The organism is Pseudomonas sp. Emmai, from assembly GCF_055179735.1.
In genome coordinates this window covers 432,801-458,707 of record NZ_CM143685.1, presented here as the reverse complement: position 1 = coordinate 458,707, position 25,907 = coordinate 432,801, and the positions used below count along the sequence as shown (strand labels likewise).

Here is a 25,907-nt window from a genome sequence, read left to right as displayed (position 1 = left end):
AGTGCGGTGGAGATTAGCATTTGCGGGGGCGCAGGGCCCAATGTTTAAAGGTGAAAGAGTGTCTATGGACAGGTGGCGGGGGTCGAGAGTTTCAGCGGTCATGAAAACGCCTTCGCGGGCAAGCCTTGCTCCTAGACAGGATCGCATTCCCCTGTAGGAGCGAGGCTTGCCCGCGAAGGCGTCAGCCCAGACAACAACGATTCACGAATACTGCACTTCAATCTCATCCAACTGATGATCAAAGCTCTTAAGCCGCGCCGTCCACGTATAGACCAGCACTTCAAAATCCCGATTGATCACCGCCCCGCCCGTGATTTCCGCGCGCGGGTCGCAGAAGTCCAGTTGATAGCGCTCGCGGGCCATGGCGTTGGCCACGTCGGAGAGTTCGCGGGCGTTGTTGAGCCAGTGCCAGCCTTCTTCGGTGACTTGCTTGTCCAGCGCCAGGCATTGGGTTTTCAGCGCTTCAAGGCTTTTTTCCAGCGGGGTGCCGGTGAGTTCGCCCATGACTTCCTGGAACGTACGCCCCGGTTGCCAGTAGCTGCCCCAGAAATAGCGGTCGAACACGGTTTCGACCCGACGCAGCGCGACTTTGGTGTCCCAAATCAGCACCAGCGTCTTGCCTTGTTCGAGGTGTCTTCGTTTGATGCGCGTGCCCTGAACCGACGCCCAGGCGACCACGACGATGGACATCACGGCAATCAGGGCCGCCGCGCTGTCGAGGAACACCAGTGCCTTGTCGATCTGGTGGGCGAGCATGATGCCGTAGAAATAGGTGGCCGACAGCAGGACTAATGCCGCAATAGCGCACCAGAAGCCGGGAGCATAAGGGTTTTTCATTATTAGAGTCCCCATGACCAACGCGAGCCTTGACTGATGAAGTCGTCACGCGACCTCATCAAGTCAAAGCATAGCAACGGCCTCAGGGTTTGCCGGGTTGTGACGCTTGCGTTCGTCCGCTTTCCCAACCGCCGCCCAGCGCCAGGAACAAATCGATCTGGCTCATCGCGACCTGGGTGTTGGCCGAGGCCAGTTGTGCGGTGACATCGGTGTAGGTGCGGGTGGCTTGCAGGTCCGCCAGGAACGACGCGCGGCCGGCCTGGAAGAAGCGGTGGGTCTGGTCCGCCGCCAGTTGTGCCGACTGCTCGGCGTCGGCCAGGGCATCCCGGCGTTGCAGCAGCGCGGAGTACTGGGCCAGACCGGTTTGCGTCTCGCGAATCGCGTTGAGCACCACGCCGTCAAAATGCGCCAGCGCACCTTGAGTCGAGGCTTCGGCTTCGCGGATTCGTGCGCGGGAGCCGTTGGACGGCACGGTCCAGCTCAGCAGTGGGCCGAAGCCCCAGCGGTTGGCCGACGGTTTGCCGAGGTTTTCCAGCAGGCCGACGGTGCCGACGGTCGCGCCGATGCTGATGTCCGGGTACAACTCGCCGGTGGCGATGCCGATACCGGCGGTTGCGGCAGCCAAACGACGCTCGGCCTGACGCACATCCGGGCGGCGTTTGAGCAGCGTGGCGCCGTCACCCACTGGCAACAACTGCGCAATCTTCGGCAGTTCGGCGCAGCTGTCGGTGCCGGCCGGCAGTTGATCCAGGGGTTTGGCCAGGAGCATCGACAGACGGAACAAACCGGACTGACGCGCCGCTTCATAACGCGGCATGTCAGCGCGCAGTGATTTGAATTGGGTTTGCGAACGGGTGACCTGGGTTTCATCGCCGCGCCCGGCATCACGCAGACGCTGGGTCAACGTGGTGCTCTGGGCTTGCAGGTCGAGGGAATGCTGGGCGATTTCCCGTTCTTCATTCGCTGCGCAGACCTGGGTGTAGGCCCGAACCACATCCGCCACCAGGGTGATGCGCGCCGTGTCCGCCGCGGCTTGGGTGGCGTCGGCATTGGCCTTGGCCGCTTCGATCCCGCGCTGCAAAGTACCGAACAGGTCGAATTGATAAGACGTGGTAATGCCGATATCGCCGACGTTGGCCACCGGCACTTTTTCCGGCAGCAGGAACGCTTCGCCGGACTCCTGCAAACGCTGGGCGCCCATCTTCACGCCGCCGCTCCAGCCGCCCGCCGCTTGCGCTTCATTCACCTGGGCACGGGCCCGGGACAGGTTCGCCGCCGCCACGCGCAGGTCGGTGTTGGAGGCCATGGCCTGCTCCACCAATTGGTCGAGACGCGGGTCCTGATACAAGCGCCACCAGTCGCTGGGCACCGGCGCCGACACCACGTCTTTGTCGTTCGGCGCGAGGTTGCCCTGCAAGTCTTCACGGTGCAGGGCCGCGTCGTCCGGCAAGTGATAGTCCGGCCCGACCACCTGACACGCCGACAGCAACAGGCCTAACCCGGCCACCGCCAAAGCCGAGGCTTTGCTCATTTCGCGGGCTCCTCGGTTTTGTCTTTGTCATCAATGATCGACACCGTCGCGGTGCGCCCGGCAATCATGCGGAAATCCGCCGGTACATCGTCGAAGGCAATCCGTACCGGAATCCGCTGCGCCAGGCGCACCCAACTGAACGCCGGGTTGACGTTGGGCAGCAAGTTGCTGCCGCTGCTGCGGTCGCGGTCTTCAATGCCGGCGACGATGCTTTCCACATGCCCGCGCAAGCGAGCGCGGTCACCGATCACCCGGATATCCACGCCTTGGCCGACGTGAATGCCGTCCAGTTTGGTTTCTTCGAAATAGCCGTCGATGTGGAAGGAATTGCTGTCCACCACCGACAACACTGGGCGCCCGGCGGTGACGAATTCCTGGGCGCGGGGCGCACGGTCGTTGATGTAGCCGTCCACCGGGCTGCGGATGGTCGAGCGGTCGAGGTTGAGCTGGGCGCTGTCCACGGTCACCAGCGCTTCGGCCAAGGCCGACTGCGCCCGGGCGACTTTCGACAGGCTCTCTTCCAGTTGCTCGCCGGGCACCAGGTTGCCGAGGCCACGGTTACGCTTGGCCTCGCGCTGGGCCTGGGCCAGGGTTTCTTCGCGATCGGCCACGGCGGCTTTCGCCTGGCGCAGGGCCAGTTTGAAACGGTCCTGGTCGATGCTGAACAGCACCTGGCCGCGCTGCACCAACTGGTTGTCGCGCACTTGCACTTGCTGGATCAGCCCGGACACGTCCGGGGCAATCTGCACGATGTCGGCGCGGATGTGCCCGTCCCGGGTCCAGGGCGCGAACATGTAGTACATCACCATGCGCCAGACCACGACGACGGCGAAGGACACGATCAGTAAGGTCAGCAGCACGCGACCAATGGTCAAAAAAGGTTTTTTCATGTCATCAGGTATCGACTGAGTGAGTCCACGGCGCCGAGCAGCAAAGCGTAGAGAGCCACGTTGAACAATGCCCGGTGCCAGACCAGACGGTAAAAGTGCAGGCGCGTGAGCACCCCGTGCACCAACAGGTAAAACAGGTAGGTAATGCCCATCAGCACCAGCAGCGTGGGCAGGAACACCCCGCTGATATCCAGATCACCGATCATAAAGGCGCTCCATCGATGCCATGGGGCAGTGGTTCTTCAAGTTGTGGTGTGCCGACGAATTCAACCCCGGGCAACAACGCCAGGCGCAGTCCGCTCAAGGCGTGCAGCAAATGTAGCCGGGCGCCGTCATCGCACTCGATGTTGAGGGCGCGACGGGCGCGGTCCATGGTCATCAATAACGGGCTCGGCGCCGGCAAGCGCTCGCCGGCCTTGAGGCAGGCCTTGAAGTACTCGCCGACTTCGGCCACCACTTGATGCAGCAGCACTTGCGGCACGCCGAGCACCCGCGGGGTGTAGGCGAGCAGGTCGAGCAGGTTCAGGGCCACCCGCACTTCGCGCAGGGCGACGCCGGTGTCCTGGCCGATCAGACCCAGACGCGGCAAGTGCTGCATCAACCGGTCGAGCATCTGCACGCCCAGCTTGCGGTGTTCGGAGAGCGTCGCCGGTTCGGTGAGGCTGACGATGTCGCGCCAACTGAAACGGGTCAGGCGCTTGGCCGCCAGTTCCGCGCCGAACGGCCGGGCAATCAGGGTCCAGACAAACGCGAACAACAAACCAATCGGCCCGGCCAGGTTGGAGTTGGAGAAACTGAGAAAGTCCGCATCGTAGGCGCCCTGAATGCTGATAAACGACGAAGTGTTCACCAGCGTCAGCAGCATGCCCAGGTAAAACTGCGGCTTGACCGTCAAGGTGCCGATGCAGATGAACGGCACGGAAAACGCCAGCACCAGCATCGGGAAATCGTGCAGGTTGGGCAGGACCAGAAACAGATAGAGGCTGGCGAACAACACCGACATCGCGGTCCAGAAAAAGAACCGGAAAATCTGCGGCGCCGGGTCGTCCATCGAGGCGAAGAAGCTGCACGCCACCGCCGCCAGAATCACCGCGCTGCCGCCGTCGGTCCAGCCGAGCAGGATCCACAGCACCGAGGCGACGATGATCGCGCTGACCGTCGACAACGCCGAATAGAGCATCAACCCACGGTCGAGAAACGGCGTCAGGCGACCCAGGCGCCAGTGCCGATACACCGCGCGCCAACTGCCCTGGCTTTCGCACTGGATGGCGTATTGCAGGCTGCGGCAGTCCTGCCACAAATCGATCCACTCGCCGAGGCGATACAGGGCGTTGGAGAACAGCAGCTGCTTGCGATCATCCAGCGCCTCGGCGCTCGGTTGCAGGGCTTCGAGTTGATCTTTCAGCGCTTGCCAGCGGTTGAGGTCGGCGTCTTTGTAATTGAGCCATTCAGTGGTCGCGGTCAGCAAAGGTGCGAACTTATCCACAAGCTCCGGGGTGCGGCGCTCCAAGGCGTAGAGCGCGTCATCCAGGGCATCGATCACCGGCAGCAAGTGGATCATCCGCCCGCGCAGTTCCTTGGTATTGCGCACCGTTTGCGGCCGCGCGCCTTCGTGGGGGAGCTGGCCGATCATCAATTCAAGGCTGTTGAAGGTCGTGACCATCGCCGAGCGCAGGGCGCTGACTTCTTCGGGTTTCACCTGGCGAGTGAGGAAACGCAGGCTGTAGGTCGAGGCGTCGGTGAACCATTTATTCACCGAATCGTTGAACACCGGCGCCAGCCGCCGAGGCCAGAACATCGCGCCGACCACCGCCGCCACGGCAATACCGAGGAAGATTTCTTCGGTGCGCGCCTCGGCGATGTCCCACACCGCCAGCGGGTTATCCAGCACCGGCAACGCGATCAGCGGCAAGGTGTAACCGGCGAGCATCAAGGCGTAGCTGTTGGCGGTGCGCAGGTGCAGGGACAGGAACAGCAACGTCCCGGTCCACAACGCGATGATCACCACCAGCACCCATGGGCTCTGCACAAACATCGGCACAAAAAACACCGCCGCCGCTGCGCCCATGAACGTGCCGACCGCACGGTACAACGCCTTGGAGCTGGTCGGGCCGACAAACGGGCTGGAAACGATATACACCGTGGCCATCGCCCAATAGGGGCGCGGCATCTGCATGAGCATGGCGATGTACAACGCGATCATCGACGCCGCGAAAGTACGCACACCGTAGAACCAGTCCCGCGCCGGGGGAACGCCTGTCCAGAAACCGTTCACGGGTGGATCACCAGCGGTGGGTTGGCGGCTTCAAAGGCTCGCAACACACGCAATGCGGCTTCCAGATCATTCTGGTCGATGCCTTCCAGCACCTCATGACGCAAACGCACCAACTCGACTTCAACCGCTTGCACCAACTCGCGACCGGTGTCGGTCAGGCTCAGGCATTTGGCGCGGCGGTCGTGGGCGTCTTCCGTGCGGCGCACATACCCGGAATGGCACAACTGATCCAACAAACGCACCAACGACGGACTCTCCATCCCCGCCGCCTGCGCCACCGTCACCTGCCGCACACCCTCCCCCAAACGCCCGATCATCAACAACGGGACGGCGCAGGCTTCGGAGATTCCATAATTGACCAGCGTGGTCTGGCAGATCTTGCGCCAATGCCTGGCGGCCACCACCATGGCACTGCTGATGTTCATCTGGAGAGCGTCGAGGTTTTTTGGCACGGGGGAATGACACACTGTTAGTTTGCTAACTATCAATATCGCATTCGAGGGAAAGTGTGGTCAAGTTTTGAAACAAATTCGTGGGAGGGCATCACGCCTGGCCTAGTCAGAAATTGCCATAGCATTCGGATCCCGTAACGCTTTACGACCCGACTGAGGATCGAATCAATGACAAAACGATCTGCATCAAAACTCGAAAACACCTCGGATTTCGCAGTTTCAAAGCAGTACGTCAGCTTCTTGCAACGGAAAGTAGACACGGCACGGCGATCGTTGAAGGGCGAAGGCCTTAGCAATGAAGAAATCGAAAGTGAATTTGCCGCGAGACGGGCGCAAGCGGCAGAGTCAATAGGTCAGGCCTGTTAGCGTTGCTTTGCTCGGTCGTAGACAGCACTGCGCTCACGCTTGCCGACTGCCACTACGGAAACCACCACACGCTCATCGATAACCTCGTACACCAACCTGTACCCCGCTGACCGCAACTTGATTTTGTAGCAGTCAGGCATGCCGTGCAGCGAATCCGACGACACTCGCGGAAGCTCAAGTCGCTCGGCCAGTTTCTTTTTGAATTGCTCGCGCAGTGTATGACCCAGTTTGTCCCACTCCTTGCGTGCGGACGGCAGGAATTCGAGCTTATAGGTCATCCAGATTTACCGGGATCGGGGTTTCATGCCTGCGTGAGCGAACAATTTCGGCTAACTCAAGATCATCGAGGCGTTCCATCATGGACTCAAAAACATCGGCCGGAACCATGTAGCCCATGACGCGATTGTGATTCAGCACTGCCACGGGCCCGCCATGGGCGCCGTTCAGTACCGCTGATGGATTTTTCTTCAACTCGGACACGCTGACAGCAATGTCGGCCAGAACATTTTGCATAATTAAGACCTCAATTAAGGTCGTTATTCTGGTCTATTGATCCCCGCCGAGCAACTCAGAAAAAACTTACTGCACAGCCTTAGCCTAAGATTTTTTTACCAATCACCAGTTTTTTTTACATTTCGCCATTTTCTCTCAGATTTTTTTACACCCCCCGCCCCTTCCTCATCAACACATCCAACTGATCCACCACCTCCGCCCAATCCGCATCATCCAAAATTTCATCCCGCAAAAATTGCGCCTGGCTCTCGCTCCAGAAAAACGCGTCGGCCAGGTGCAGTTCGGGTTTGAGCGGTGAATGGGTGGCGATGAATTTATCGATGCTGACCGGATCGTTGTCCAGGCCGAGTTGTTTGAACAGGGACGGCAGGCTGTGGGTTGGGGATTCCATGGTGGGGCTCCTGGGTGGTAGGAAAATTGTTCGCGGGCAAGCCTCGCTCCTACAGGAGAACGCAGTCCCCTGTAGGAGCGAGGCTTGCCCGCGAAGGCGATATCACTGACACCGTAAACCTAATGACTCAACTCACAAACCTCCGCATGCGGCACCATCCTCAAATACTCCGGCATGCTCATGTGCAGCAGGTTGTTGTGGTTGCCGGCCTCCAGGTAGATGTCTTTCTGCCGGGTCAACAATGGGTCGATGACCATGTCCATCCCATAGGGCTCGCCCAGCGCCGGGACCGCGCCGCGTTCGCAGTCGGTGAACAGGTGGGCCAGGGTGCTTTCCCGGGTGATTTGCCATTCGCCGCTGCCGCGCACTTTGCTCAGGTCCAGGTGACGGCTGGCGGGGAGGACAGCCATCAGGTAGTGGCCGTGGTGGTCGTCGAGGATCACCGATTTGGCCACCCGTTCGGCAGGAATATTCGCCACGCGAGCCGTTTCCAGGCTGCTGGCCGAGTGCGGGTGGGTGACGATGTCGAATTCGCAGTGAGCCTTGTTGAGGCTGTCCTGCACCGTTCTTGCCATACGCATGATGCACCTCAGTGTCCGCAACAACGTTTCGCGGACGATGGTTAAACCGCTTCTCACCCCTGAAAGTCTAGGCCCGCTGGCGTCAGTGCGCGGGAAATCTGCTGGCCGGAACACCGTCAATAACTGGTCAAAATTCGTACAACCGAGGGCTCAGCTAGACTGTAGACAGAGCACCCCGACTCTCCCGGAGGGTCACGTGAACATTCGTTGTTGTGCGGTGGCGTTGCTGTTGGCCCTGAGCGGATCGGTTTTCGCGGCGGACGCCGTTGTGCTGTTCGTGCCCGATCCCCTCGGTATGTGGCTGATCGTGTTCGGCATCGCGTTTCTGGTGGCCGAGGCCACGTTGCCCAATTACGGCGTGATCGGCCTCGGCGGGCTGGTGATGTTTGTGGCCGGCGCGGTGATTCTGACCAACACCGACGTGCCGGTGCCGTTGATGATCGGCCTGGGGCTGGTCAGCGCGCTGTTGCTGGTGTTCCTGGTGATCCATGCCCTGAAAACCCGACCGCGCGAAAACGTCAGCGGTGATGCCGGACTGGTGGGCAGCGTCACGCCGGTGATGACGTTGCAGACCGGCAGTGCCTATAACGGCTGGGTGCACCTGCAAGGCGAACAGTGGCAAGTACAGAGCGCCACACCGCTGCAACCCGGGCAACGGGTCCGGGTGGTGGCGCGCAAGGGATTACTGCTGGAAGTGGCCGCGGCTGACGCGGCGCCGGGTGGAGAATAACCATGGGCCTGCAACTGGGTTTTGCCGCGCTACTGCTGTTGGCGATTGCACTGGCGGGGTCGACCTTTCGCATCCTGCGTGAGTACGAGCGCGGGGTGGTGTTCCAGCTCGGGCGCTTCTGGCAGGTCAAGGGGCCGGGCCTGATTTTGCTGATCCCGGCGGTGCAGCAAATGGTTCGCGTCGACCTGCGCACCATCGTCCTCGACGTGCCGCCCCAGGACGTGATCACCCGGGACAACGTCTCGGTCAAGGTCAACGCCGTGCTGTACTTCCGCGTGCTTGACCCGCAGAAGGCAATTATCCAGGTCGAAGACTTCCTGATGGCCACCAGTCAATTGGCCCAGACCACACTGCGCGCGGTGTTGGGTAAACACGAACTCGATGAATTACTGGCCGAACGCGAGCGGCTGAACGTGGACATCCAGCAAGTACTCGACGCCCAGACCGACGCCTGGGGGGTCAAGGTCGCCAACGTCGAGATCAAGCACGTGGACCTGAATGAATCGATGATCCGCGCCATCGCCAAACAGGCCGAGGCGGAACGGGAGCGGCGGGCCAAGGTGATCCACGCCGAGGGTGAATTGCAGGCCTCGGAAAAGCTGATGCAAGCCGCGGAAATGCTCGGGCGTCAGCCCGGGGCGATGCAGTTGCGGTACATGCAGACGTTGAGTTCGATTGCCGGGGACAAGAGTTCGACGATTGTCTTTCCGTTGCCGATTGAGTTGTTGAAGGGGATGGCGGATTTGTCGTCGAAACCTTAAAAGATCGCAGCCTTCGGCGGCGCCCACAGGCGCGTAGGCGCTGCCGAAGGCTGCGATCTTCTGATCTTTCCTACAGGCATCAACGTCCGGCAATCCCGTCGGAGATTTCCTTCAAGTTGTAGTGGCTTTGGTGAACTTGTTACCGCCCAAACCCAGGTCTAGTCTGGGCTTGTCACTGAATAAAACGGTGACACGGACGTGCAAGTCCGACGAAACTGTTTAGGTTGCAACTGCTATGTATCCAACGAGCCTTTATCGGCTCGCTGCTTTATGGCGGCTGCGCGCAGGAGATCCTCGGATCTGCTGGGTGTCCTAAACAGTCCCGGTCTTGCACACCTGCGCTCGGCCGCCACCCCATTCGCGTGCAAGCGAACGGTGACGGCCTCCACTTACTGTTTAGGATTTTTATATGCACAAAGTTACTCCGAATCCTCCAGATAACTCTGGAACCGATTCCCCCGAAGCACTCGACGCCATAAAAATGAAAGAAGCCGCCGACCGCGCCTTCGCCCATTACTTCCCCTCAGCGGATGCAAAACCCGCCAAGCGCCGCAAATACCAACTCTTCACCGTCGCCCCCGATATCGACGACCCCGAAGCCCTGCTGGCCAATGCTTCCGAAGACTTGCTGTCCATCAGCGCCATCGCGGCCGGCCTGGCGGACGATGTGGAAGGCTCACTCCGTTCGGTGGCCCTGGCGATCAGCCGTTTGACCGATGGCGTGCAATTGTTGGTGGAGCGGGTGCTGGATCACCATGAGGCGATGGCTGCGGCCAAGCTCTAGCCGTTACACCTGATCGTTCCCACGCGCAGCAAAGGAATGCAGCCCGGGACGCTCTGCGTCCCATTCGAGAGCTGGAACGCGGAGCGTCCCTTGAGGCATTCCCACGCAGAGCGTGGGAACGATCAAGAAGCCGCCGACCGCGCCTTCGCCCATTACTTCCCCCCAGCGGATGCAAAACCCGCCAAGCGCCGCAAATACCAACTCTTCACCGTCGCCCCGGACATCGACGACCCCGAAGCCCTGCAGGCCAATGCTTCCGAAGACTTGCTGTCCATCAGCGCCATCGCGGCCGGCCTGGCGGACGATGTGGAAGGCTCACTCCGTTCGGTGGCCCTGGCGATCAGCCGTTTGACCGATGGCGTGCAATTGTTGGTGGAGCGGGTGCTGGATCACCACGAGGCGTTGGCTGAGGCCAAGGTTTAGCCGTTACGCCTGATCGTTCCCACGCGCAGCAAAGGAATGCAGCCCGGGACGCTCTGCGTCCCATTCGAGAGCTGGAACGCGGAGCGTCCCTTGAGGCATTCCTTTGCTGCGCGTGGGAACGATCAAGAAGCCGCCGACCGCGCCTTCGCCCATTACTTCCCCCCAGCGGATGCAAAACCCGCCAAGCGCCGCAAATACCAACTCTTCACCGTCGCCCCGGACATCGACGACCCCGAAGCCCTGCTGGCCAATGCTTCCGAAGACTTGCTGTCCATCAGCGCCATCGCGGCCGGCCTGGCGGACGACGTGGAAGGCTCACTCCGTTCGGTGGCCCTGGCGATCAGCCGTTTGACCGATGGCGTGCAATTGTTGGTGGAGCGGGTGCTGGATCACCACGAGGCGTTGGCTGCGGCCAAGGTTTAGCCGTTACGCCTGATCGTTCCCACGCGCAGCAAAGGAATGCAGCCCGGGACGCTCTGCGTCCCATTCGAGAGCTGGAACGCGGAGCGTCCCTTGAGGCATTCCCACGCAGAGCGTGGGAAAGATCAACGAAAATTTTGCAAACACCTCCGCCCCGTAGGAGCGAGGCTTGCCCGCGAAGGCGTCAGACCTGACGCCCCTTTTCCAGCGCCTTGTACGGCGTTCGCGCCCAACGCTCTACCCGCTCAATCAACAACGCCGAAGCCTCGCGACGCTTGCTGTCGCTGTCCCCGACAAACACTTCCGATGGCTGCTTGGCATGCCGCCCCACCGCCGCAAACACCTGCTCGCGCTGCCCATCCTCCAGCCCGAAAAACCCGGCCAACCGCCCGGCCATCGCGTCCGGTAATTCGCTGTAATTAACAACCAATCCCCCAAACTCCCGGCAATGCGCCAACCCCGTCGACAGCAACCGCCCCACCCTTCGAGCGATGTAATCCTCGCGGCTCTCAACCGGCAATTCGTCATCCAGCCCACTCGCGCCAATCATTCCCGGCACCATGTGCATGCCCGAACGGCGCAGGTGTGAAACGGCAATTTCCAACGGATCGCGGTACAAAAACATCCACGGCGTCTCAGGAAAACACGCCCGCAACAACGGCAATTCAGCAATGTTCCAGGCATCAAGCTTGATCACCAACCGCTGCTCCGAACCGCAACGCCGCTGACCATAGGCGGACAACAATCCTTCGATGGCGACACGCCGTTCAACGACAGGCAAATCACCGCGCAGCAAGGCATCCAGCGGCGGCGGTTCGCTGATGACGATGTGATTATCGAGCCGGGCCAGCATCTGACTGATCAACGTCGAACCACACCGCGACGCATGAAAAATAAACGCGCTCGGCGCCAACCCAGGACTCTCGGCCTGCCACTCACCGAGAGCGGCCAACGGCGTTTGCCGACGAAACGCCTGGTTGAATGGCAACCGCAACGCATCGTCCACCGCCTCGCGAAAAAACGGCTGATGCAGCGGCGTATCACCAAACCAGCACCAATCCACCTGCCACTCGCCGGCCGGCTGCCAGACCCGAATCGGCAACCACCCTTCCAGGTTCAGGCGTTCCATTGTTCATTCCATTGGCGACGGCCGTTGCGCATCGCCGCCCGCAGTTCTTCCCGGGAAAACACCAGGCCTCGCTCCGCCGCCAGTTCTAAAGTACGAGCGATAAAAACCTCGGTGTCGGCCAAGCCCTGCAACGCTTTCGAAAGCCCGGCATCCCCCGCCACCAACCGCTGAAATTGCTGCAAAGCACCCTCCCCGACATCAGGCGAAGGCGTCGTCGGCACCCCATCGATAATCGCCTGCTCCAGCCACGCACCGGGCCGGCAATCAAGCACCAGATGCACCCGCGCCGAAGTGTCGCGATTGTCCACCCGATGCGGCCGCGACAAATCGAGAAACCAGCATTCCCCCGCCGCCATCGGCATGCGCTGGCCATCGAGGAAAAAATCCACCTGCGGCGGACTCAGCAACGGAATGTGCAGACGCAAATCCGCCCCCGGCGCGCCCAGGTCATAGTCACGATGCTCATGAATGTGCCCGCCCGGACCGAGCCGCAACAGGCGCGCCGAGACGATTTCCAACGACAGGTCGCGCAAGGCTTGCTGCCAGCGGCCATCGCGCAACCACGGCGCGCGCAACAGCGGCTCACCCAGGCCCGGCGACAATTCAGTCAACGCATCCGCCGCCGAAATCAGCGCCACGCCACTCCACTCGCCCGCAAAGTAAGCCGTATTGAAATGCCCGTGCCATTCGTCCTCGCCAACCGCCGCCAACGCTTGCAACAGCAGCGGCAAATCCACCGTCACCGGCAAGCGCGAGAACGCGGCTCGGCTCATCGTTTTGGCAGCACCGCGCATTCGCCGAGCCAGGTCAGCAAGCGGTCGAGACAGGCCTCGACCGACTGCACGCCAGTGTCGAGCACCAGCGACGCACACGGTGGTGTTTCGTAAGGTGCGGAAACGCCGGTGAACCCCGCCAGATCGCCGCGCCGGGCGCGGGCGTAATGACCTTTCGGGTCGCGCTGTTCGCACACCGCCAGGGAGGCGCTGCACCAGACTTCGCGGTAGTCCTCGCCCAGGCGCTGGGCAAACATTTCTCGCAACTCCACCAATGGCGCAATCATCGCCAGGATCACGATCTGCCCGTTCTCCACCAGCAACGCGGCGAGTTCACTGGCACGGCGAATGTTTTCCTGACGATCACTGTCGGCAAAGCCCAAATCGCGATTGAGCCCGACCCGCAGCCCGTCGCCATCGAGCACCACGCTCTGCACCCCGCGTTCGAACAACTCGGCGTGCAGCGCCTGGGCCAGGGTCGACTTGCCCGCCGCCGGCAAACCGGTGAGCAGAATCGCCGTGCCGCGATGGCCGTTGCGGGCCTCGCGTTGGGCACGGCTGATGCTGGCGGTCGGCGCCCGCAGGTTATTGAGCTGGGGCATGCGCCGCCACCGGCACCGCAATGTTGCCCGACGCCCACGCGGCTTCACGATTGGCCAACGCGGTGGCGATGGACTGGACTTCGGTGGATTGCACTTCGTCCGGCATCGGGTCGAGCCCGGCGCTGGCGAAGATCTGGCCGTACGCGTTGCGCAGATCGGCGTAGGACAGGTCCCGACGCAAATCCGCCTGCAAGGTGTTCAGTTCACCCTGGATCAAATCCAGTTCGCCGATGCCGGCCGCCTGATGGCGGTTACGCAACTGGCCGAGAATCTGCCCGTCGATGCTCGACAGTTCCTGGTTGGTCTGGAATTGATGCAGCGCTTCCTGGTAGTTGGCGTTGGCCACGTAGAGTTGCGCCAGCACGGCGATCGACATCGCCTGACGCCGCGCCTTGGCCACTTCTTCGCCGGCCTTGGCCACGTTGATGGCCGCCGGGGCGGAGATCACGTTGAACAGGTTCCAGGTCAGCTTCACGCCGTAGTCGGCCCACTTGTCGTTGACCAGAAACGAGTTGCTGTCGTAATGCCCGCCAGCGGAAAACTCCAGCCCCGGCAACAGCCGCAGCATGGCTTTACGGGTTTCGGCGGTGCTGATGCGGGTCTGGTAGTCCTGCTCGCGCAGTTCCGGACGGCTGGCCAAGGCTTCGTGTTCGAGGCTGGCCATGCCGACTTTCAATTGCGGAATCGTGTAGTCATCCGGGGTCGCCAGTTTCAGGTCGGTGCCCATCGGCAAGTTGATCAGGGTCGACAGTTCGGTCTTGGCCAGGGACAACGCGCGGCGCTGTTCCTGCAACTGGCGGGTCGCTTCGATCAGCGAGCGCTGGTAACCCAAAGCAACCACGGGATCGCCGATGCGTTGATCGCTCATGCTCTGGCTGTTTTTGCGCGCCGTATCGACCCGCGCCGTCAGGCTGTCGATCTGGGTCAGCAAACGTTCGGCGGCCACCGCGCGCCAATACGCCGAGCGCACGTCCTGGACGATGGTGTTGATCACTTTGCGCCGGCGTTCCTGCACGATCAGACGCTGGTCGCCCTGCTGCTTGGCGCTGATGTAGCTGACGCCGAAGTCGAGGACGTTCCACACCATGGTCAGGTCGGCGACGCGACGGTCGCGGTCCTGGGAGGTCGACGGTTCCAGGGACTGGGTGCCGGTCAGCACGCTTTGGCTGCTGGAGGCGCCCTGGTTGCTGCGCCCGGCATAGCCGGCATCGAGGGCCATGCGCGGCAGCATGTCGAAACTGGCGAGGTCGAGTTGGCGCTTGGCCAGGGCCTCTTCCATGATCTTGAGCCGGCCTTCGAGGTTGTATTTCACCGCGCGAGCCATGGCCTGGTGCAAGGTCAGCGGGACATTGAGCGGCTCCTGGCCGGTGTACATGGTTTGCATATCGCTTTTGGCGCGTTGCTCACTCACGCTGCGTTCAATCGGCTCACTTTTGACGGCACATCCGCTGATTGCAAGCGCCAGCAGGCTGGCGCCGAATAACTTATGACTTCTTTTCATCCCTGGATCGCCCCTAGGTGCCGCACTGTATTAGGTGTGTGTTCAAGCCTGCATTTCGCTGATGCCGGCCTGTTGCAAAGCTGCGGCCAGAAGGCTGACCTGCCGCTGCTCGGTGTCTTTGAGTTCTTGTAATTGCTGGGTCAGGCTCGGCGCGCCAAATACGCCACGCAGTCCCTGGGAAACATCGCCGCTACGGATCGAATGATTGCCGAATGAATTCAGCGAATCGCGCTCGGCGCCACTGTCCTGATGGAACAGGCTCGACAACGTGCTGGTGCCGAACACTCCGCCATCGCCGCCGCCAAACCCGAGGAAACCGTGCCCCCCGCCATCGCCGGCACTGTCGCTGCTGGCAAAGACCTGAGCGATGAAGCTCGGGGCCAGCGCGCCACGGTTGATGAAGATGTCCCCCAGCGGCCGGATACCGTCGCCCAGCACCCGATCTTCGAACAACGGCGCAAAGGTCAGGGGCGAGGCCAGCGTGCCGGTGGGCGCGGCGAAGATCACCGGTTGCAGCGGCAAGTGCGGTTGATCGATGACGATCACCGGTGCCGGGGCGCGGAATTCCGGATCCGCCGGCACCACCACGACTGTCGTCGGCGGGGCGGTCACAGTGTTGATCGCATAGCCGTTGGATTGGCTGGTGCCGCTGCCGGCATTGCCCGAACCATCGGTCACGCCCGCGACGTTGAGGCTGATCGCGTTGTTGGCGTTGCTGAGGTTGCTGGTGGGCGTCAGGGTCGCGGTCCAGGTTTTGCCGCCGTCGTTGCTCGCCAGGTTGGACAAGGTGCCGTTGGCCACGCTGATGTCGGACAGGTCGAAACCGCTCACCGCTTCGTTGAAGCTGAACGTCACCAGCGAGGTCTGGCCCACGCCCAGGTTCGGGTTGGCCACCACCACCGTGGCGGTCGGCCGTTCACTGTCGATGGCGTAGTTGTTGGACACCGCCACGCCCGTGCCGGTGTTGCCGGCCAGGTCGGTGACGTTGCTGGTATCGAGTGCGATGAAGTTGCTCGGGTCGGTCACGCCGGCGGTTGGCTTGAAGGTCGCGGTCCAGGTCTTGCCGCCATCGGTGCTCGCCAGGTTGCTCAACTCGCCGTTGGTCACGCTCAGGTCCGACAGGTCGAAATTGCTCACCGCTTCGCTGAAGGTGAAGGTCACCAGCGTGCTCTGGCCGATGCCCAGGTTCGGGTTGGCGACCGAGATGGTCGCGGTTGGCCGGGTGGCGTCGAGGATGTAGTTGTTGGAGATCGCAATCGTACTGCCGGTGTTGCCGGCGAGGTCCGTCACGTTGCTGTTGTCGAGGATGATCAGGTTGGTGGTGTCGTTGATGCTGGCCGTCGGCGTCAGGGTCGCGGTCCAGGTGGTTCCGCCGTCACTGCTGAGCAGGTTGGACAGGGTGCCATTGGCCACGCTGAGGTCCGACAGGTCGAAACCCGAGACTGCTTCGCTGAAGGTGATGGTCACCGTGGTGGTCGAGCCGATGCCCAGGCGACTGTCCGCCACAACAATGGTCGAGGTCGGCCGCGCGGTGTCGATGGCGTAGTTGTTGGAGTCGGTCACGCCCACGCCGCTGTTGCCCGAAGCGTTGGTCACGCCGGTGTTGTCGAGGCTGATCAGGTTGGTGGTGTCGGTCACGTTGACGGTTGGGGTGAAGGTTGCGGTCCAGGTAATGCCACCGTCACTCGACGTCACGTTGCTCAAGGTGCCATTGGCGATGGTGAGGTCGGCGTTAGTGAAACCACTGACCGCTTCGCTGAACGTAATGGTCACCCCTGAAGTTTCCCCGACTTTCAATGCGGTGTCGGCGACCACGATAGTCGCCGTTGGCACCTCGGTGTCCACCGCATAGTTCGCTGAGTTGGTCACACCGGTCCCGGCATTGCCGGCCAGGTCGCTGATGCCGGCATTGTTGAGCGTGATGAGGTTGGTGGCATCGGTCACGCCCACGGTCGGGGTGAAGGTCGCGGTCCAGGTGATGCCGCCGTCACTGCTGCTGACGTTGCTCAGCGTACCGTTGGCGACGCTCAAATCACTGTTGTCGAAACCAGTCACGGCTTCGCTGAAGGTGATGGTCACCAACGAGGTTTCGCCGGGTCGCAGGTCGGTGTCGGCCATGACGATGGTCGCCGTCGGGCGGACCGTGTCGATGGCGTAGTTGTTGGAATCGGTGGTGCCGCTGCCAGCATTGCCCGCCAGATCCTGAACCCCGGTGTTGTCGAGGGTGATCAGGTTGGTCGCGTCGGTGATGGCGCTGGTCGGGGTGAAGGTCGCCGTCCAGGTGATGCCGCCGTCGCTGCTGCTGACCGCCGACAACGTGCCGTTGGTAATCGTCAGGTCGGCGTTGGTGAAACCGCTGACCGCTTCACTGAAGGTGAACGTGACCACGGAGGTGTCGCCGATTTTCAGCGCGGTATCCGCGAGCACGACGGTAGCCGTTGGCCGCACGGTGTCGATGGCGTAGTTGTTCGAATTGCTGGAACCCACGCCGACGTTGCCGGAGGAAACGCCTTGTACGCCGGTATTGTCCAGGGTGATCAGGTTGGTCGCGTCGGTGATCGCGCTGGTCGGGGTGAAAGTCGCCGTCCAGGTCACGCCGCCGTCGCTGCTGCTCACGGCGCTCAACGTACCGTTGGCGATGGTCAGGTCGGCGTTGGTGAAACCACTGACCGCTTCGCTGAAGGTGATGGTCACCAACGAGGTTTCGCCGATTTTCAGGGCGTTGTCGGCGACCACGATGGTGGCGCTCGGCGCGACGGTGTCGACCACGTAGTTGCCCGAGTTGGTGGTGCCGCTGCCGGCATTACCCGCCAGGTCCGCCACCCCGGCGTTGACCAGGGTGATGACGTTGGTCGTATCGTTGACGCCCGCGGTCGGGGTGAAGGTCGCGGTCCAGGTGATGCCGCCATCGCTGCTGCTGACAGCGCTCAACGTGCCGTTGGCGATGGTCAGGTCGGCGTTGGTGAAACCGGTGACCGCCTCGCTGAAGGTGATGGTCACCAGCGAGGTTTCGCCGGCACTCAGGGTCGTGTCGGCCAGGACGATGGTCGCCGTAGGTCGGACCGTGTCGATGACATAGTTGTTGGAGTTGGTGCTGCCCGTGCCGGCATTGCCTGCCGAGTCATTGACCCCGGTGTTGTCCAGGGTGATGACGTTGGTGGTGTCGTTGATGCTGGCGCTCGGGGTGAACGTGCCCGTCCAGGTGACGCCGCCGTCGCTGCTGCTCACCGCGCTCAACGTGCCGTTGGCGATGGTCAGGTCGGCGTTGGTGAAACCGCTGACCGCCTCGCTGAAGGTGATGGTCACCAGCGACGTCTGGCCGATGGCCAACGTGGTGCTTGCGACCACGATGGTCGCTGTAGGTCGAACCGTGTCGATTACGTAGTTGTTGGAGTTGGTGGTTCCCGTGCCGGCGTTGCCTGACAGATCGCTGACTCCGGTTTTGTCCAGGGTCACGACGTTGGTGGTGTCGTTGATCGAAGCGGTCGGGGTCAGCGTGCCGGTCCAGGTAATGCCGCCGTCGCTGCTGCTGACCGCCGTGAGCGTGCCGTTGGCAATGGTCAGATCCGCGTTGGTGAAACCGCTGACTGCCTCGGAGAAGGTGATGGTCACCAACGAGGTCTGGCCGATAGCGAGGCTGGAGGTGGCGACCACGATGGTGGCGGTCGGCCGCACGGTATCAACCCCGTAGTTGTTGGAGTTGGTGGTGCCCGTGCCGGCGTTGCCCGACAGGCTGCTGACCCCGGTGTTATCCAGGGTGACGAGGTTGGTGGTGTCGGTTATCGCGTTGGTTGGGGTCAGCGTAGCGGTCCAGGTGATACCGCCGTCGCTGGTGCTCAGTCCGCTGACGGTGCCGTTGGCCACGGTCAGGTCGGCGGTGGTGAAACCGGTCACCGCTTCGTTGAAAGTGATGGTCACCAGCGAGGTTTCGCCGATGGCCAGTGCGGTGTCGGCGACGACGATGGTCGCGCTCGGGCGCACGGTATCCACGGTGTAGTTGTTCGAATTGGTGCTGCCGATGCCCGCGTTGCCCGCCGTGTCGCTGACCCCGGTGTTGTCCAGGGTGATGACGTTGGTGGTGTCGTTGATGCTGGAGCTCGGGGTGAACGTGCCCGTCCAGGTGACGCCGCCGTCGCTGCTGCTCACGGCGCTCAACGTGCCGTTGGCGATGGTCAGGTCGGCGTTGGTGAAACCGGTCACGGCTTCGCTGAAGGTGATGGTGACTTGCGAGGTTTCGCCGGCGGTCAGCGCGTTGTCCGCGACCACGATGGTCGCGGTCGGCCGCACGGTATCGACTACGTAATTGTTGGAATCGCTGGTGCCGATGCCCACGACACTGCCACTGACGCTCTGCACCCCGGTGTTGTCCAGGGTGATGACGTTGGTGGTGTCGGTGATCGATGCGCTCGGGGTGAACGTCGCGGTCCAGGTCACGCCGCCATCGCTGCTGCTCACCGCGCTCAGCGTCCCGTTGGGGATGGTCAGGTCGGCGTTGGTGAAACCGGTCACGGCGGTGCTGAAGGTGATGGTCACCAGGGAGGTTTCGCCGATGCCTAAGGTCGGGTCGGCCACGACGATGGTCGCGGTGGGCGGCTCGATGTAATTGTTGATCAGGGTGCCGTCGTTGCGCAGGTTGGTCACGTTCGAGGGGGTGCTGCCCGCAGCGCCGCCGCCCGATGCACCACCGCCGGAGCCACTGCCGCCGACGTTGCCGTTCAGGGCCGTGAAGTTGGCCGCCGTCATGATCAGCGTGCCCTTGTTCCAGATCCCGCCGATGCCTTGGCCGGCCGCACCGCCGGGATCAGCGCTACCGCCGTCACCGGCGTTCCCGCCGCCACCACCACCGCCGCCGCCGGCCGCGATGTTGCCAGTGATGTGCGAGGTGCCGATCACGGTCAAGGTGCCGGAGTTGTAGACGCCGCCCGCTGCCGAGCCGCCAATACCGCCGACTTTGTCCCAACCGGAGCCGCCACCGCCGCCACCGACCGTAATGGTGCCGTTGGTGGCTGAACCGCCATGGCCGCCAACGCTGTAGCCCGATGTGCCGGAAGTGCCGCCAGCACCGCCGGTACCGTTGACGGCACCGCCACGACCACCGAGATGAATCGAGTCATAACTGCCGCCGATACCGCCCGCGCCGGAACCACCCACGGTCCCGAAATACGTTGGCCGGCCCTGTGCCGTGGTGTTGCCGCCGGCACCGCCGCCCGCTCCGCCAACGCCGCCGCCACCACCACCGCTACCACCGCCGTAAATCGGCGTCACGCCACCGCCGCCACCGCCCCCGGACGCCGCGTTGGCCGTCACGGTGACGTTTTTCAGGGTCAGGTTACCGGCATTCGAAATCCCGCCGCCCAAGGCGTCAGCTGCGGTGAAACCACTGTTGGCGCCATTGCCGGCCGCCAGGCCTTTGGTGATGGTCAAGCCGTCGAGTAACACGGTGCTGCCGGACGCGACTTCGATGACACGGGTTTTGTATTGACCGCTGAGGGTCACGTCCGCCACGCCGTCGTTGTTCAGGTCGCCGTCGATGGTGACGTTCTTATTGATCAGCAATTCGGTGTTCAGGTTGACGGTCGTACCTGCCAGGCCGCTGCTGAACGTGACGATGTCGCCGTTCTGCGCCAGCGCCAATTCGGCGCGCAGAGAGTTGGTGCCGCTGTCCAGGTTGTTGGTCGCGGTCCAGGTCGCCAGGCCCCATTGGTAGGCGCTCATGGACTGGGTCGAGAGCACGTTGACGCTTTCGATGGTGCCGGTTGCGATTTCCAGGTTCCAGTCGCCGCCCACACCGGTGCGGTTGGTGGACGCGGCAACATCGCGGCCGGTCATGCTGGCAATCGAGTCGACGAAACTCAGGCCACGATCACCTTCGGCGGTGTAGCAACCGTAGATCAGGATGTCGCCACCGACGTTCATGTCCTTGCCGATTTGCCCGAGTACCGCGCTGCGCGCGCCGACGTTATCGGCGGACAGGTAAGTGCTGCCCAGCCACAGATCCCCGGCGTTGCCGTGGGCAATGATTTCTACCGTGCTGATGCCTTGGTGGCTGCCGAGGTAATCGGCGATCTGTTGCAAGCCGTCCTTGCTGCCGTCGAGTTGCACCACCTGGGTGCCGGGAGCGACGCCTTTGAGCAGGCTGTCCGAGTCTTTGACCCGCGAATCGACGAACACCACCGTCTGCCCTGGCACCGCAACCGGCGTGGCGGCCGACGCAGGTGTCGCATCGGCCTGGCCGTGGGTGTCCTTGCTGGCGACCGGGTGATCGGCAGTCGGCGCTTTGGCGGCGTCGGCGGTCGGATGGCTGTCAGGCTGGGCGGCATCGGCCACCGTGGCTGCCACCGCGCCGTCGAACAGCATGCGCGGTTCCAGCGAAATGATCATGGGGGCAGCCAGTGCCCGTGCGCCTTCGGTAACCCGTGACTTGCCTTTGCTCCACCACATGCTGCTCACCCGAACTCGAACTTTCTTGAGGCATCATTGAAAACGCCGCGATCAACTGATCGCGGCGTCGGCTTTCATACGAATGACATTGGCGGCGCTGGCTGAGCCATCGAGCCAAAAGGACAACTCTGCGTATTGTTTGAACAAATCCGGCGGCAGGACGGTGCGTCGGGTTTGCAGTTCAACCTTGGGTTTGACCTTGTGCAGGCCCGCGACCCCAAGACCTTGATCGAACTCCGGCGCGTCATACGCCAGGTTGTTGAAGTCGTGCTCAAACCACGGCTCGTCGATAAAGTCGTAGACCAGCCGCAGCACTCGCTCCGGGGCCTGGGTCAGCAGGTCGTAATCGACCAGCAGCAACGAATCGGCCTGTTCGCCGTAATACGCTTCCTTGAGCGCCGCCCAGGCAAAACCCACCAAACGATTGCGCTGGGCCAGGGTTTCGCAACGGCTGTAAACGGTGTTGCGCTCAGCGGCGTCGACAAACAGCTTGGTGTTTTCATAAGGATTGGCGCGGTAAATGCGCTCGAGGCTGTCCATCACCCAGGCGACATTGCGCACACAGGCAATCACCTTGGCTTTGGGGAACAGGTCGTTGATGGCCGGCAGACGCGAACTCCAGAGCCGGTTGGTGTCGAACACCACCGGTTTGTCGGCCTTGTCGGCATAGAAAGAGTCGAACAACCCGCGAAGCAAACGGCGGCGCAGGTCGGTATCGATTACCGCGCCAAACTCACTGCCGGCGCTGCATTGATCAAGGACACTACTGAAGAGAGAACCGACCGGGCTGGTCATACCGGCGTGAAAACGCGGGTTCTGCAAAAGAATTGCAGAAAGCAGGGTGGAGCCTGAGCGCGGCAAGCCGGAGATAAAGTGGAACTGCTGCAATCCCTTCACCCTAGTCATAAGTCCATTTGTAGGGCAAAGCGTAGTCTATGGCTGGGGTTTCGACTAGTGGTGTTTTGATATCAAATTGGCGCTGAACGGGCGGGAAACTGCGGTGAATGTCACTGTTTTTCAGGTGAAACGTTTAAGCGATTTTCAAGAGGCCGACAAACGGTAATGCTGGTTCGATTCGTAGGTTGTGTTGGCATGCGGCTTTACTTTGTAGCGACGGGTTGAATCAAAGCTTGGTCCAGAGACTTGCGTCGTGATTACCGAGGCGCATGCACAACCCGCCAACCAGCGGTTTCACTATGCCCCTCACGGCCGCACAAACAACCTCGCCCGGATATCGCCCACCCGCTTCTCGCTCAGGTTTTTCCAGCCGGCAGGCAATGAAGGAAACTCATCCGGCATCTGTGCCAAACCAATCAACCAGACGCGCCCGCCGTTTTTAACCACATCATCGAGTCGGTCTACATACACATCGCTGCTCATCAATGTACCGAAGCCATAGGCATTCGGCCGGCTCGATGCTCCATCGGCCTGGGGCGGCGTATACAGCAGCGGCTTGGCCTCGGTGCGGTTGTAATAGACGTAAACGAGATACCAGAGCATGTCGCCCGTCACGATTTGGTCACCGGGGGCGAAGTGCTGATTGACGTAGTCGACCATGACGCTGAATTGTTCATCCGGATTGGCCGAAGCGTTGTTCTTCACCCCCACCAGTTCAACGCCGATGAACAACACCAGAATAGCCAGGGCCAGCACCCGGAAGTGGGCGTACAGGCGATCAACCGCCAGTGCCACCAGCATCGGCAAGCCCAACGCATAAGCGGTCAAATAACGCTCAATGAACACCGGCGAGATGAACGACACCGCGAAGACCAGCAGAACCGGCAGCACGCCGAAAAGCGCCAACAGCACGCTGCCACGGAAAACACTGCGATCCCGTGCCAGCGCCACGCCAATCACCGCCAGCAACGCCAGCGGCAAGGTGATGAACAGCCAGAACGGTAACGTTCCACCATCGTCCTGAGTAAAAAACAACCAGATCATCGACGGCAACGAGCTCAGCGTGACCGCGTCTTCCCAGCCGACATCACCGTTGGCCTTGAGCGCGTCCATGTGCTGCACCAGATCGATCAGGTTGGGCACCCAAGGCAGGTACAACAATACAATCGCCAGGTTCGCCAACCACCAGGCCGGACGCTGGACATGCCGCAGGCGATAACCTGGTTGCAGACGCACCACGGCCAGCCACAGCCAGTGGCCGATCACGCACAACGCAGTGAAATAGTGGGTATAGAACGCCGCCGCCATCAGCAGCGCATAGACCACCAGGTAGCCGTTACGCCGGGGCTGCCGGACCCAGTAAACCAGCGCAATCGTGGCGCCGATCAGGAGCAGGCCGAGCAGGGAGTACATGCGCACTTCCTGGCTGTAACGTACCGCCGTGGGCAGCAGCGCCAGGAGGATCCCGGCCAGCAACGCCGCGCGCCGGGTGGCGAGCAAATCCACCAGCCACACGCCCAGCCCGACCGTGATGATCCCCGGCAATGCACTCAGGGTGCGGATCGAAAAAATGCCGTCGCCGAACCAGTCGATCCAGCCGTGCAACAGCAGGAAATACAGCGGTGGGTGCACGTCGTGGGCGGCATGGACCCAGATGTCGCTCAACGAATTCTGACTCAGCAGCAGGCTGGAACCTTCGTCGCACCAGATCGCGGCGGCCGTCAGGTCGTAGAAACGCACCAGCGTCGCCAACACCATGATCGGCAACAACCAGTGTTCTTTGGCCCAGCGAACCCATCGTTGAGCGCCCATCCAGGCGCCTGGCGCTGCGTGGGGATCTTGCCTGTCGCCGACCGGCGTTTCTCTGCGCGCCTCCATTACTTCCTCTTGCAGGGCCGGTAAATCCACGACGGTGTGGTCACTGAAACATGCCGTCACTTTAGGCCAGCCAGGGTTAGCCGTCGATGCTGGCCTTGTCTGACACGACATCCGGCAGCACCGCCGATCCGGGTCTACGCTCTGCCTTGGCGTGACCTGGCCACGCACAGACGCGGGGCCCGCCAGAACATTTACCTGAAGGATGAGGATTTATGGACGTATTTATGGGCACCGTCATGACGTTTGGCTTTAACTATGCGCCCAACGGTTGGGCTTTGTGTAACGGTCAGATCATGAGCATCCAGCAATACCAAGCCTTGTTTGCGCTGCTGGGGACCGTCTATGGCGGCAACGGCAGCCAGACATTCGGGGTGCCCAACCTGCAAAGCCGCGTGCCGATCTGCCAAGGCACTGGCCCGGGCTTGACCACCCGCGCCATGGGGGAAAACTCCGGCACCGAAAACATCACCGCCACCCTCAGCAACCTGCCCAACCACACCCACACCCTGAGCGGGATCACCGCGACCACCACCCTGCAATTGGCCAACCCGGCAAGCAACCCGGCCAGCGTGCCGACCGCGACCAATGCCTATCTCGGCACCTCGGGTGGCGGGCCAGGTCTGGCGACGATCTATTCCGACGCTCAGGGCGCATCGCCCGTTGCGCTCAAAGGTGCGACCACCACCGTGTCCGGCACCGTTTCGCCCACCGGCACCGGCCTGCCGATGGCCAGCATGAACCCCTTCCTGGTGCTGAACTTCAGCATCGCGCTGCAAGGCGCGTTTCCTTCGCGCAACTGAAAACACGCCGGGGGATTCGCCTCCCCCGGCCACTCACTTTGCTGGAGCGACACCATGCTGGAACAGGTTCAAGACCAACACTTCCAACCGCTGCTGGGCCAGACCACCACGTTGCGCCTGCCCGATGGCAGTGAACTGCCGATTCATATCGATAGCCTCGAACAAAAAACCCGCTCGCAACTGCCCCACAGCGAGCGTGTGCCGTTTAGTGTGGGATTCAACAGCCTCGAACCGACGGAGTTTGTGGACGGATTATGTGCGCTGGACCTGCCGGGGTTGGGGGCGGTGCAGGATATTTTCGTGTCCCGCGTGCCGGCGATGGGGCGGGATCCGGCGTTGGGATATTTCTATATCGCGTTTAATTGACCAACCGCCAACATCTCCACTGTGGGAGCTTGCTCGCTCCCACAGGTTATGCAGCGTTTTTTCGGGCTCTAACCTCGCGGATACCAGACCAACCGCTCCGCTGCCGGATTACACTCTTCAACCGAAAACCCCAACGCCAGGTAATGCCGACGCGCATGCGGATTGCTCGCCCACACCACCGTCGCCACCGGGCAGCGAATCTGCTGCGCGGCTTTCTGCACCCCTTGCAGCACCGTGCGGCCATGCCCCTGGCCGCGCGCCTGAGGAATGAACGCCAGGTACAACACGCGAATTTCATTGGGGCCGAAATCCGTGGTCAGCGCGCCGATGGGGGTGTCGAGTTTTTCCACCACGTAATGCATCGCGTGGGGGTATTCATCCTCAATGCCTTGTTCCTGCACCCGAAACTGCTGGGCGACCAATTCTTCGACCCGCTCGGGCTCGCCGTCGATCCATTGCAGATCCGGCCGGGCCGACTGATACAGGCTCTGCAGAAAAGGTCCGTCACTGGCCCGCGAAGGCCTTACCACCAAACCGTCCGCCGCCACTGCACCCTTGTTCGCCAT

At 61.9% G+C, this 25,907-nt stretch carries 25 protein-coding genes; 7 read left to right on the top strand and 18 right to left on the bottom strand.

The features are described 5' to 3' along the window. Positions 1-201: 201 nt before the first annotated feature. The 10 genes from ACY4LX_RS02025 to ACY4LX_RS01980 form a co-directional block, all read right to left on the bottom strand. Complete coding sequence (locus ACY4LX_RS02025; RefSeq protein WP_149661548.1) at positions 202-837, bottom strand: NADH:ubiquinone oxidoreductase subunit N; 636 nt, start codon at positions 835-837, stop codon at positions 202-204. A gap of 82 nt (positions 838-919) precedes the next feature. Continuing rightward, positions 920-2,368, bottom strand: coding sequence for an efflux transporter outer membrane subunit (locus ACY4LX_RS02020; protein ID WP_463259035.1), 1,449 nt, complete (start codon positions 2,366-2,368; stop codon positions 920-922). Beyond that, a complete protein-coding gene (locus ACY4LX_RS02015; RefSeq protein ID WP_149661546.1) occupies positions 2,365-3,258 on the bottom strand; it encodes an efflux RND transporter periplasmic adaptor subunit in 894 nt (297 codons plus the stop codon). The genes ACY4LX_RS02020 and ACY4LX_RS02015 overlap by 4 nt, the downstream gene beginning before the upstream one ends. Next, a complete protein-coding gene (locus tag ACY4LX_RS02010) occupies positions 3,255-3,464 on the bottom strand; it encodes a DUF1656 domain-containing protein (protein WP_054050271.1) in 210 nt (69 codons plus the stop codon). The genes ACY4LX_RS02015 and ACY4LX_RS02010 overlap by 4 nt, the downstream gene beginning before the upstream one ends. Next, a complete protein-coding gene (locus ACY4LX_RS02005; RefSeq protein ID WP_463259034.1) occupies positions 3,461-5,533 on the bottom strand; it encodes an FUSC family protein in 2,073 nt (690 codons plus the stop codon). The genes ACY4LX_RS02010 and ACY4LX_RS02005 overlap by 4 nt, the downstream gene beginning before the upstream one ends. After that, entirely contained in the window at positions 5,530-5,958 is a 429-nt protein-coding gene (locus tag ACY4LX_RS02000; RefSeq protein WP_149661544.1) for a MarR family winged helix-turn-helix transcriptional regulator, read from the bottom strand. Before ACY4LX_RS02000 ends, ACY4LX_RS02005 begins: the two co-directional genes overlap by 4 nt. A gap of 389 nt (positions 5,959-6,347) precedes the next feature. Further along, positions 6,348-6,629 carry a type II toxin-antitoxin system RelE family toxin gene (locus tag ACY4LX_RS01995; RefSeq protein ID WP_133840023.1) on the bottom strand — a complete coding sequence of 94 codons (282 nt, stop codon included), beginning with the start codon at positions 6,627-6,629 and terminating at the stop codon, positions 6,348-6,350. Then, complete coding sequence (locus ACY4LX_RS01990; protein WP_133840022.1) at positions 6,619-6,864, bottom strand: type II toxin-antitoxin system prevent-host-death family antitoxin; 246 nt, start codon at positions 6,862-6,864, stop codon at positions 6,619-6,621. Before ACY4LX_RS01990 ends, ACY4LX_RS01995 begins: the two co-directional genes overlap by 11 nt. Positions 6,865-7,009: 145 nt before the next feature. Beyond that, positions 7,010-7,255 (bottom strand): DUF2789 domain-containing protein, encoded by a 246-nt coding sequence (locus tag ACY4LX_RS01985; RefSeq protein ID WP_463259033.1) that lies wholly within the window; start codon positions 7,253-7,255, stop codon positions 7,010-7,012. A gap of 119 nt (positions 7,256-7,374) precedes the next feature. Then, positions 7,375-7,836, bottom strand: a complete 462-nt coding sequence (locus ACY4LX_RS01980) for an aminoacyl-tRNA deacylase (protein ID WP_463259032.1) — start codon at positions 7,834-7,836, stop codon at positions 7,375-7,377. Between the two features lie 196 nt (positions 7,837-8,032). Here ACY4LX_RS01980 and ACY4LX_RS01975 point away from each other — a divergent pair, with 196 nt between their 5' ends. The 5 genes from ACY4LX_RS01975 to ACY4LX_RS01955 all read left to right on the top strand — a co-directional run bounded on the left by ACY4LX_RS01975 (position 8,033) and on the right by ACY4LX_RS01955 (position 10,957). Continuing rightward, positions 8,033-8,566, top strand: coding sequence for an NfeD family protein (locus tag ACY4LX_RS01975; protein WP_463259031.1), 534 nt, complete (start codon positions 8,033-8,035; stop codon positions 8,564-8,566). Between the two features lie 2 nt (positions 8,567-8,568). Beyond that, positions 8,569-9,327 carry a slipin family protein gene (locus ACY4LX_RS01970; RefSeq protein WP_463259030.1) on the top strand — a complete coding sequence of 253 codons (759 nt, stop codon included), beginning with the start codon at positions 8,569-8,571 and terminating at the stop codon, positions 9,325-9,327. Positions 9,328-9,736: 409 nt separating this feature from the next. Next, complete coding sequence (locus ACY4LX_RS01965; RefSeq protein ID WP_463259029.1) at positions 9,737-10,111, top strand: DUF6124 family protein; 375 nt, start codon at positions 9,737-9,739, stop codon at positions 10,109-10,111. Between the two features lie 9 nt (positions 10,112-10,120). Further along, entirely contained in the window at positions 10,121-10,534 is a 414-nt protein-coding gene (locus ACY4LX_RS01960; RefSeq protein ID WP_463260556.1) for a DUF6124 family protein, read from the top strand. A 9-nt stretch (positions 10,535-10,543) separates the two neighbouring features. Continuing rightward, positions 10,544-10,957 carry a DUF6124 family protein gene (locus ACY4LX_RS01955; protein WP_463260555.1) on the top strand — a complete coding sequence of 138 codons (414 nt, stop codon included), beginning with the start codon at positions 10,544-10,546 and terminating at the stop codon, positions 10,955-10,957. 181 nt (positions 10,958-11,138) lie between these two features. Here ACY4LX_RS01955 and ACY4LX_RS01950 read toward each other — a convergent pair whose 3' ends face one another. The 7 genes from ACY4LX_RS01950 to ACY4LX_RS01920 all read right to left on the bottom strand — a co-directional run bounded on the left by ACY4LX_RS01950 (position 11,139) and on the right by ACY4LX_RS01920 (position 24,175). Continuing rightward, positions 11,139-12,083: a sulfotransferase family protein gene (locus tag ACY4LX_RS01950; protein ID WP_463259028.1), complete on the bottom strand. Its 945-nt coding sequence runs from the start codon at positions 12,081-12,083 to the stop codon at positions 11,139-11,141. Further along, complete coding sequence (locus ACY4LX_RS01945; RefSeq protein ID WP_463259027.1) at positions 12,071-12,856, bottom strand: aspartyl/asparaginyl beta-hydroxylase domain-containing protein; 786 nt, start codon at positions 12,854-12,856, stop codon at positions 12,071-12,073. The genes ACY4LX_RS01950 and ACY4LX_RS01945 overlap by 13 nt, the downstream gene beginning before the upstream one ends. Continuing rightward, a complete protein-coding gene (cysC, locus tag ACY4LX_RS01940; RefSeq protein ID WP_463259026.1) occupies positions 12,853-13,458 on the bottom strand; it encodes an adenylyl-sulfate kinase in 606 nt (201 codons plus the stop codon). Before cysC ends, ACY4LX_RS01945 begins: the two co-directional genes overlap by 4 nt. After that, positions 13,442-14,959, bottom strand: coding sequence for a TolC family protein (locus ACY4LX_RS01935; RefSeq protein ID WP_463259025.1), 1,518 nt, complete (start codon positions 14,957-14,959; stop codon positions 13,442-13,444). Before ACY4LX_RS01935 ends, cysC begins: the two co-directional genes overlap by 17 nt. 42 nt (positions 14,960-15,001) lie before the next feature. Next, positions 15,002-21,400, bottom strand: coding sequence for an Ig-like domain-containing protein (locus ACY4LX_RS01930; RefSeq protein ID WP_463259024.1), 6,399 nt, complete (start codon positions 21,398-21,400; stop codon positions 15,002-15,004). Positions 21,401-21,451: 51 nt separating this feature from the next. Next, a complete protein-coding gene (locus ACY4LX_RS01925; protein ID WP_149661570.1) occupies positions 21,452-22,297 on the bottom strand; it encodes a sulfotransferase family protein in 846 nt (281 codons plus the stop codon). Between the two features lie 306 nt (positions 22,298-22,603). Further along, a complete protein-coding gene (locus ACY4LX_RS01920) occupies positions 22,604-24,175 on the bottom strand; it encodes a glycosyltransferase family 39 protein (RefSeq protein WP_463259023.1) in 1,572 nt (523 codons plus the stop codon). A 212-nt stretch (positions 24,176-24,387) separates the two neighbouring features. Between ACY4LX_RS01920 and ACY4LX_RS01915 the strand changes: the two genes are divergently transcribed. Next, the gene (locus ACY4LX_RS01915; protein WP_463259022.1) at positions 24,388-24,975 is read left to right on the top strand and encodes a phage tail protein; all 588 of its coding nucleotides are present in this window, start codon (positions 24,388-24,390) and stop codon (positions 24,973-24,975) included. A gap of 54 nt (positions 24,976-25,029) precedes the next feature. Further along, positions 25,030-25,341, top strand: a complete 312-nt coding sequence (locus ACY4LX_RS01910) for a DUF6916 family protein (protein WP_149661531.1) — start codon at positions 25,030-25,032, stop codon at positions 25,339-25,341. 68 nt (positions 25,342-25,409) lie between these two features. Here ACY4LX_RS01910 and ACY4LX_RS01905 read toward each other — a convergent pair whose 3' ends face one another. Then, positions 25,410-25,907: a GNAT family N-acetyltransferase gene (locus ACY4LX_RS01905; RefSeq protein WP_149661530.1), complete on the bottom strand. Its 498-nt coding sequence runs from the start codon at positions 25,905-25,907 to the stop codon at positions 25,410-25,412.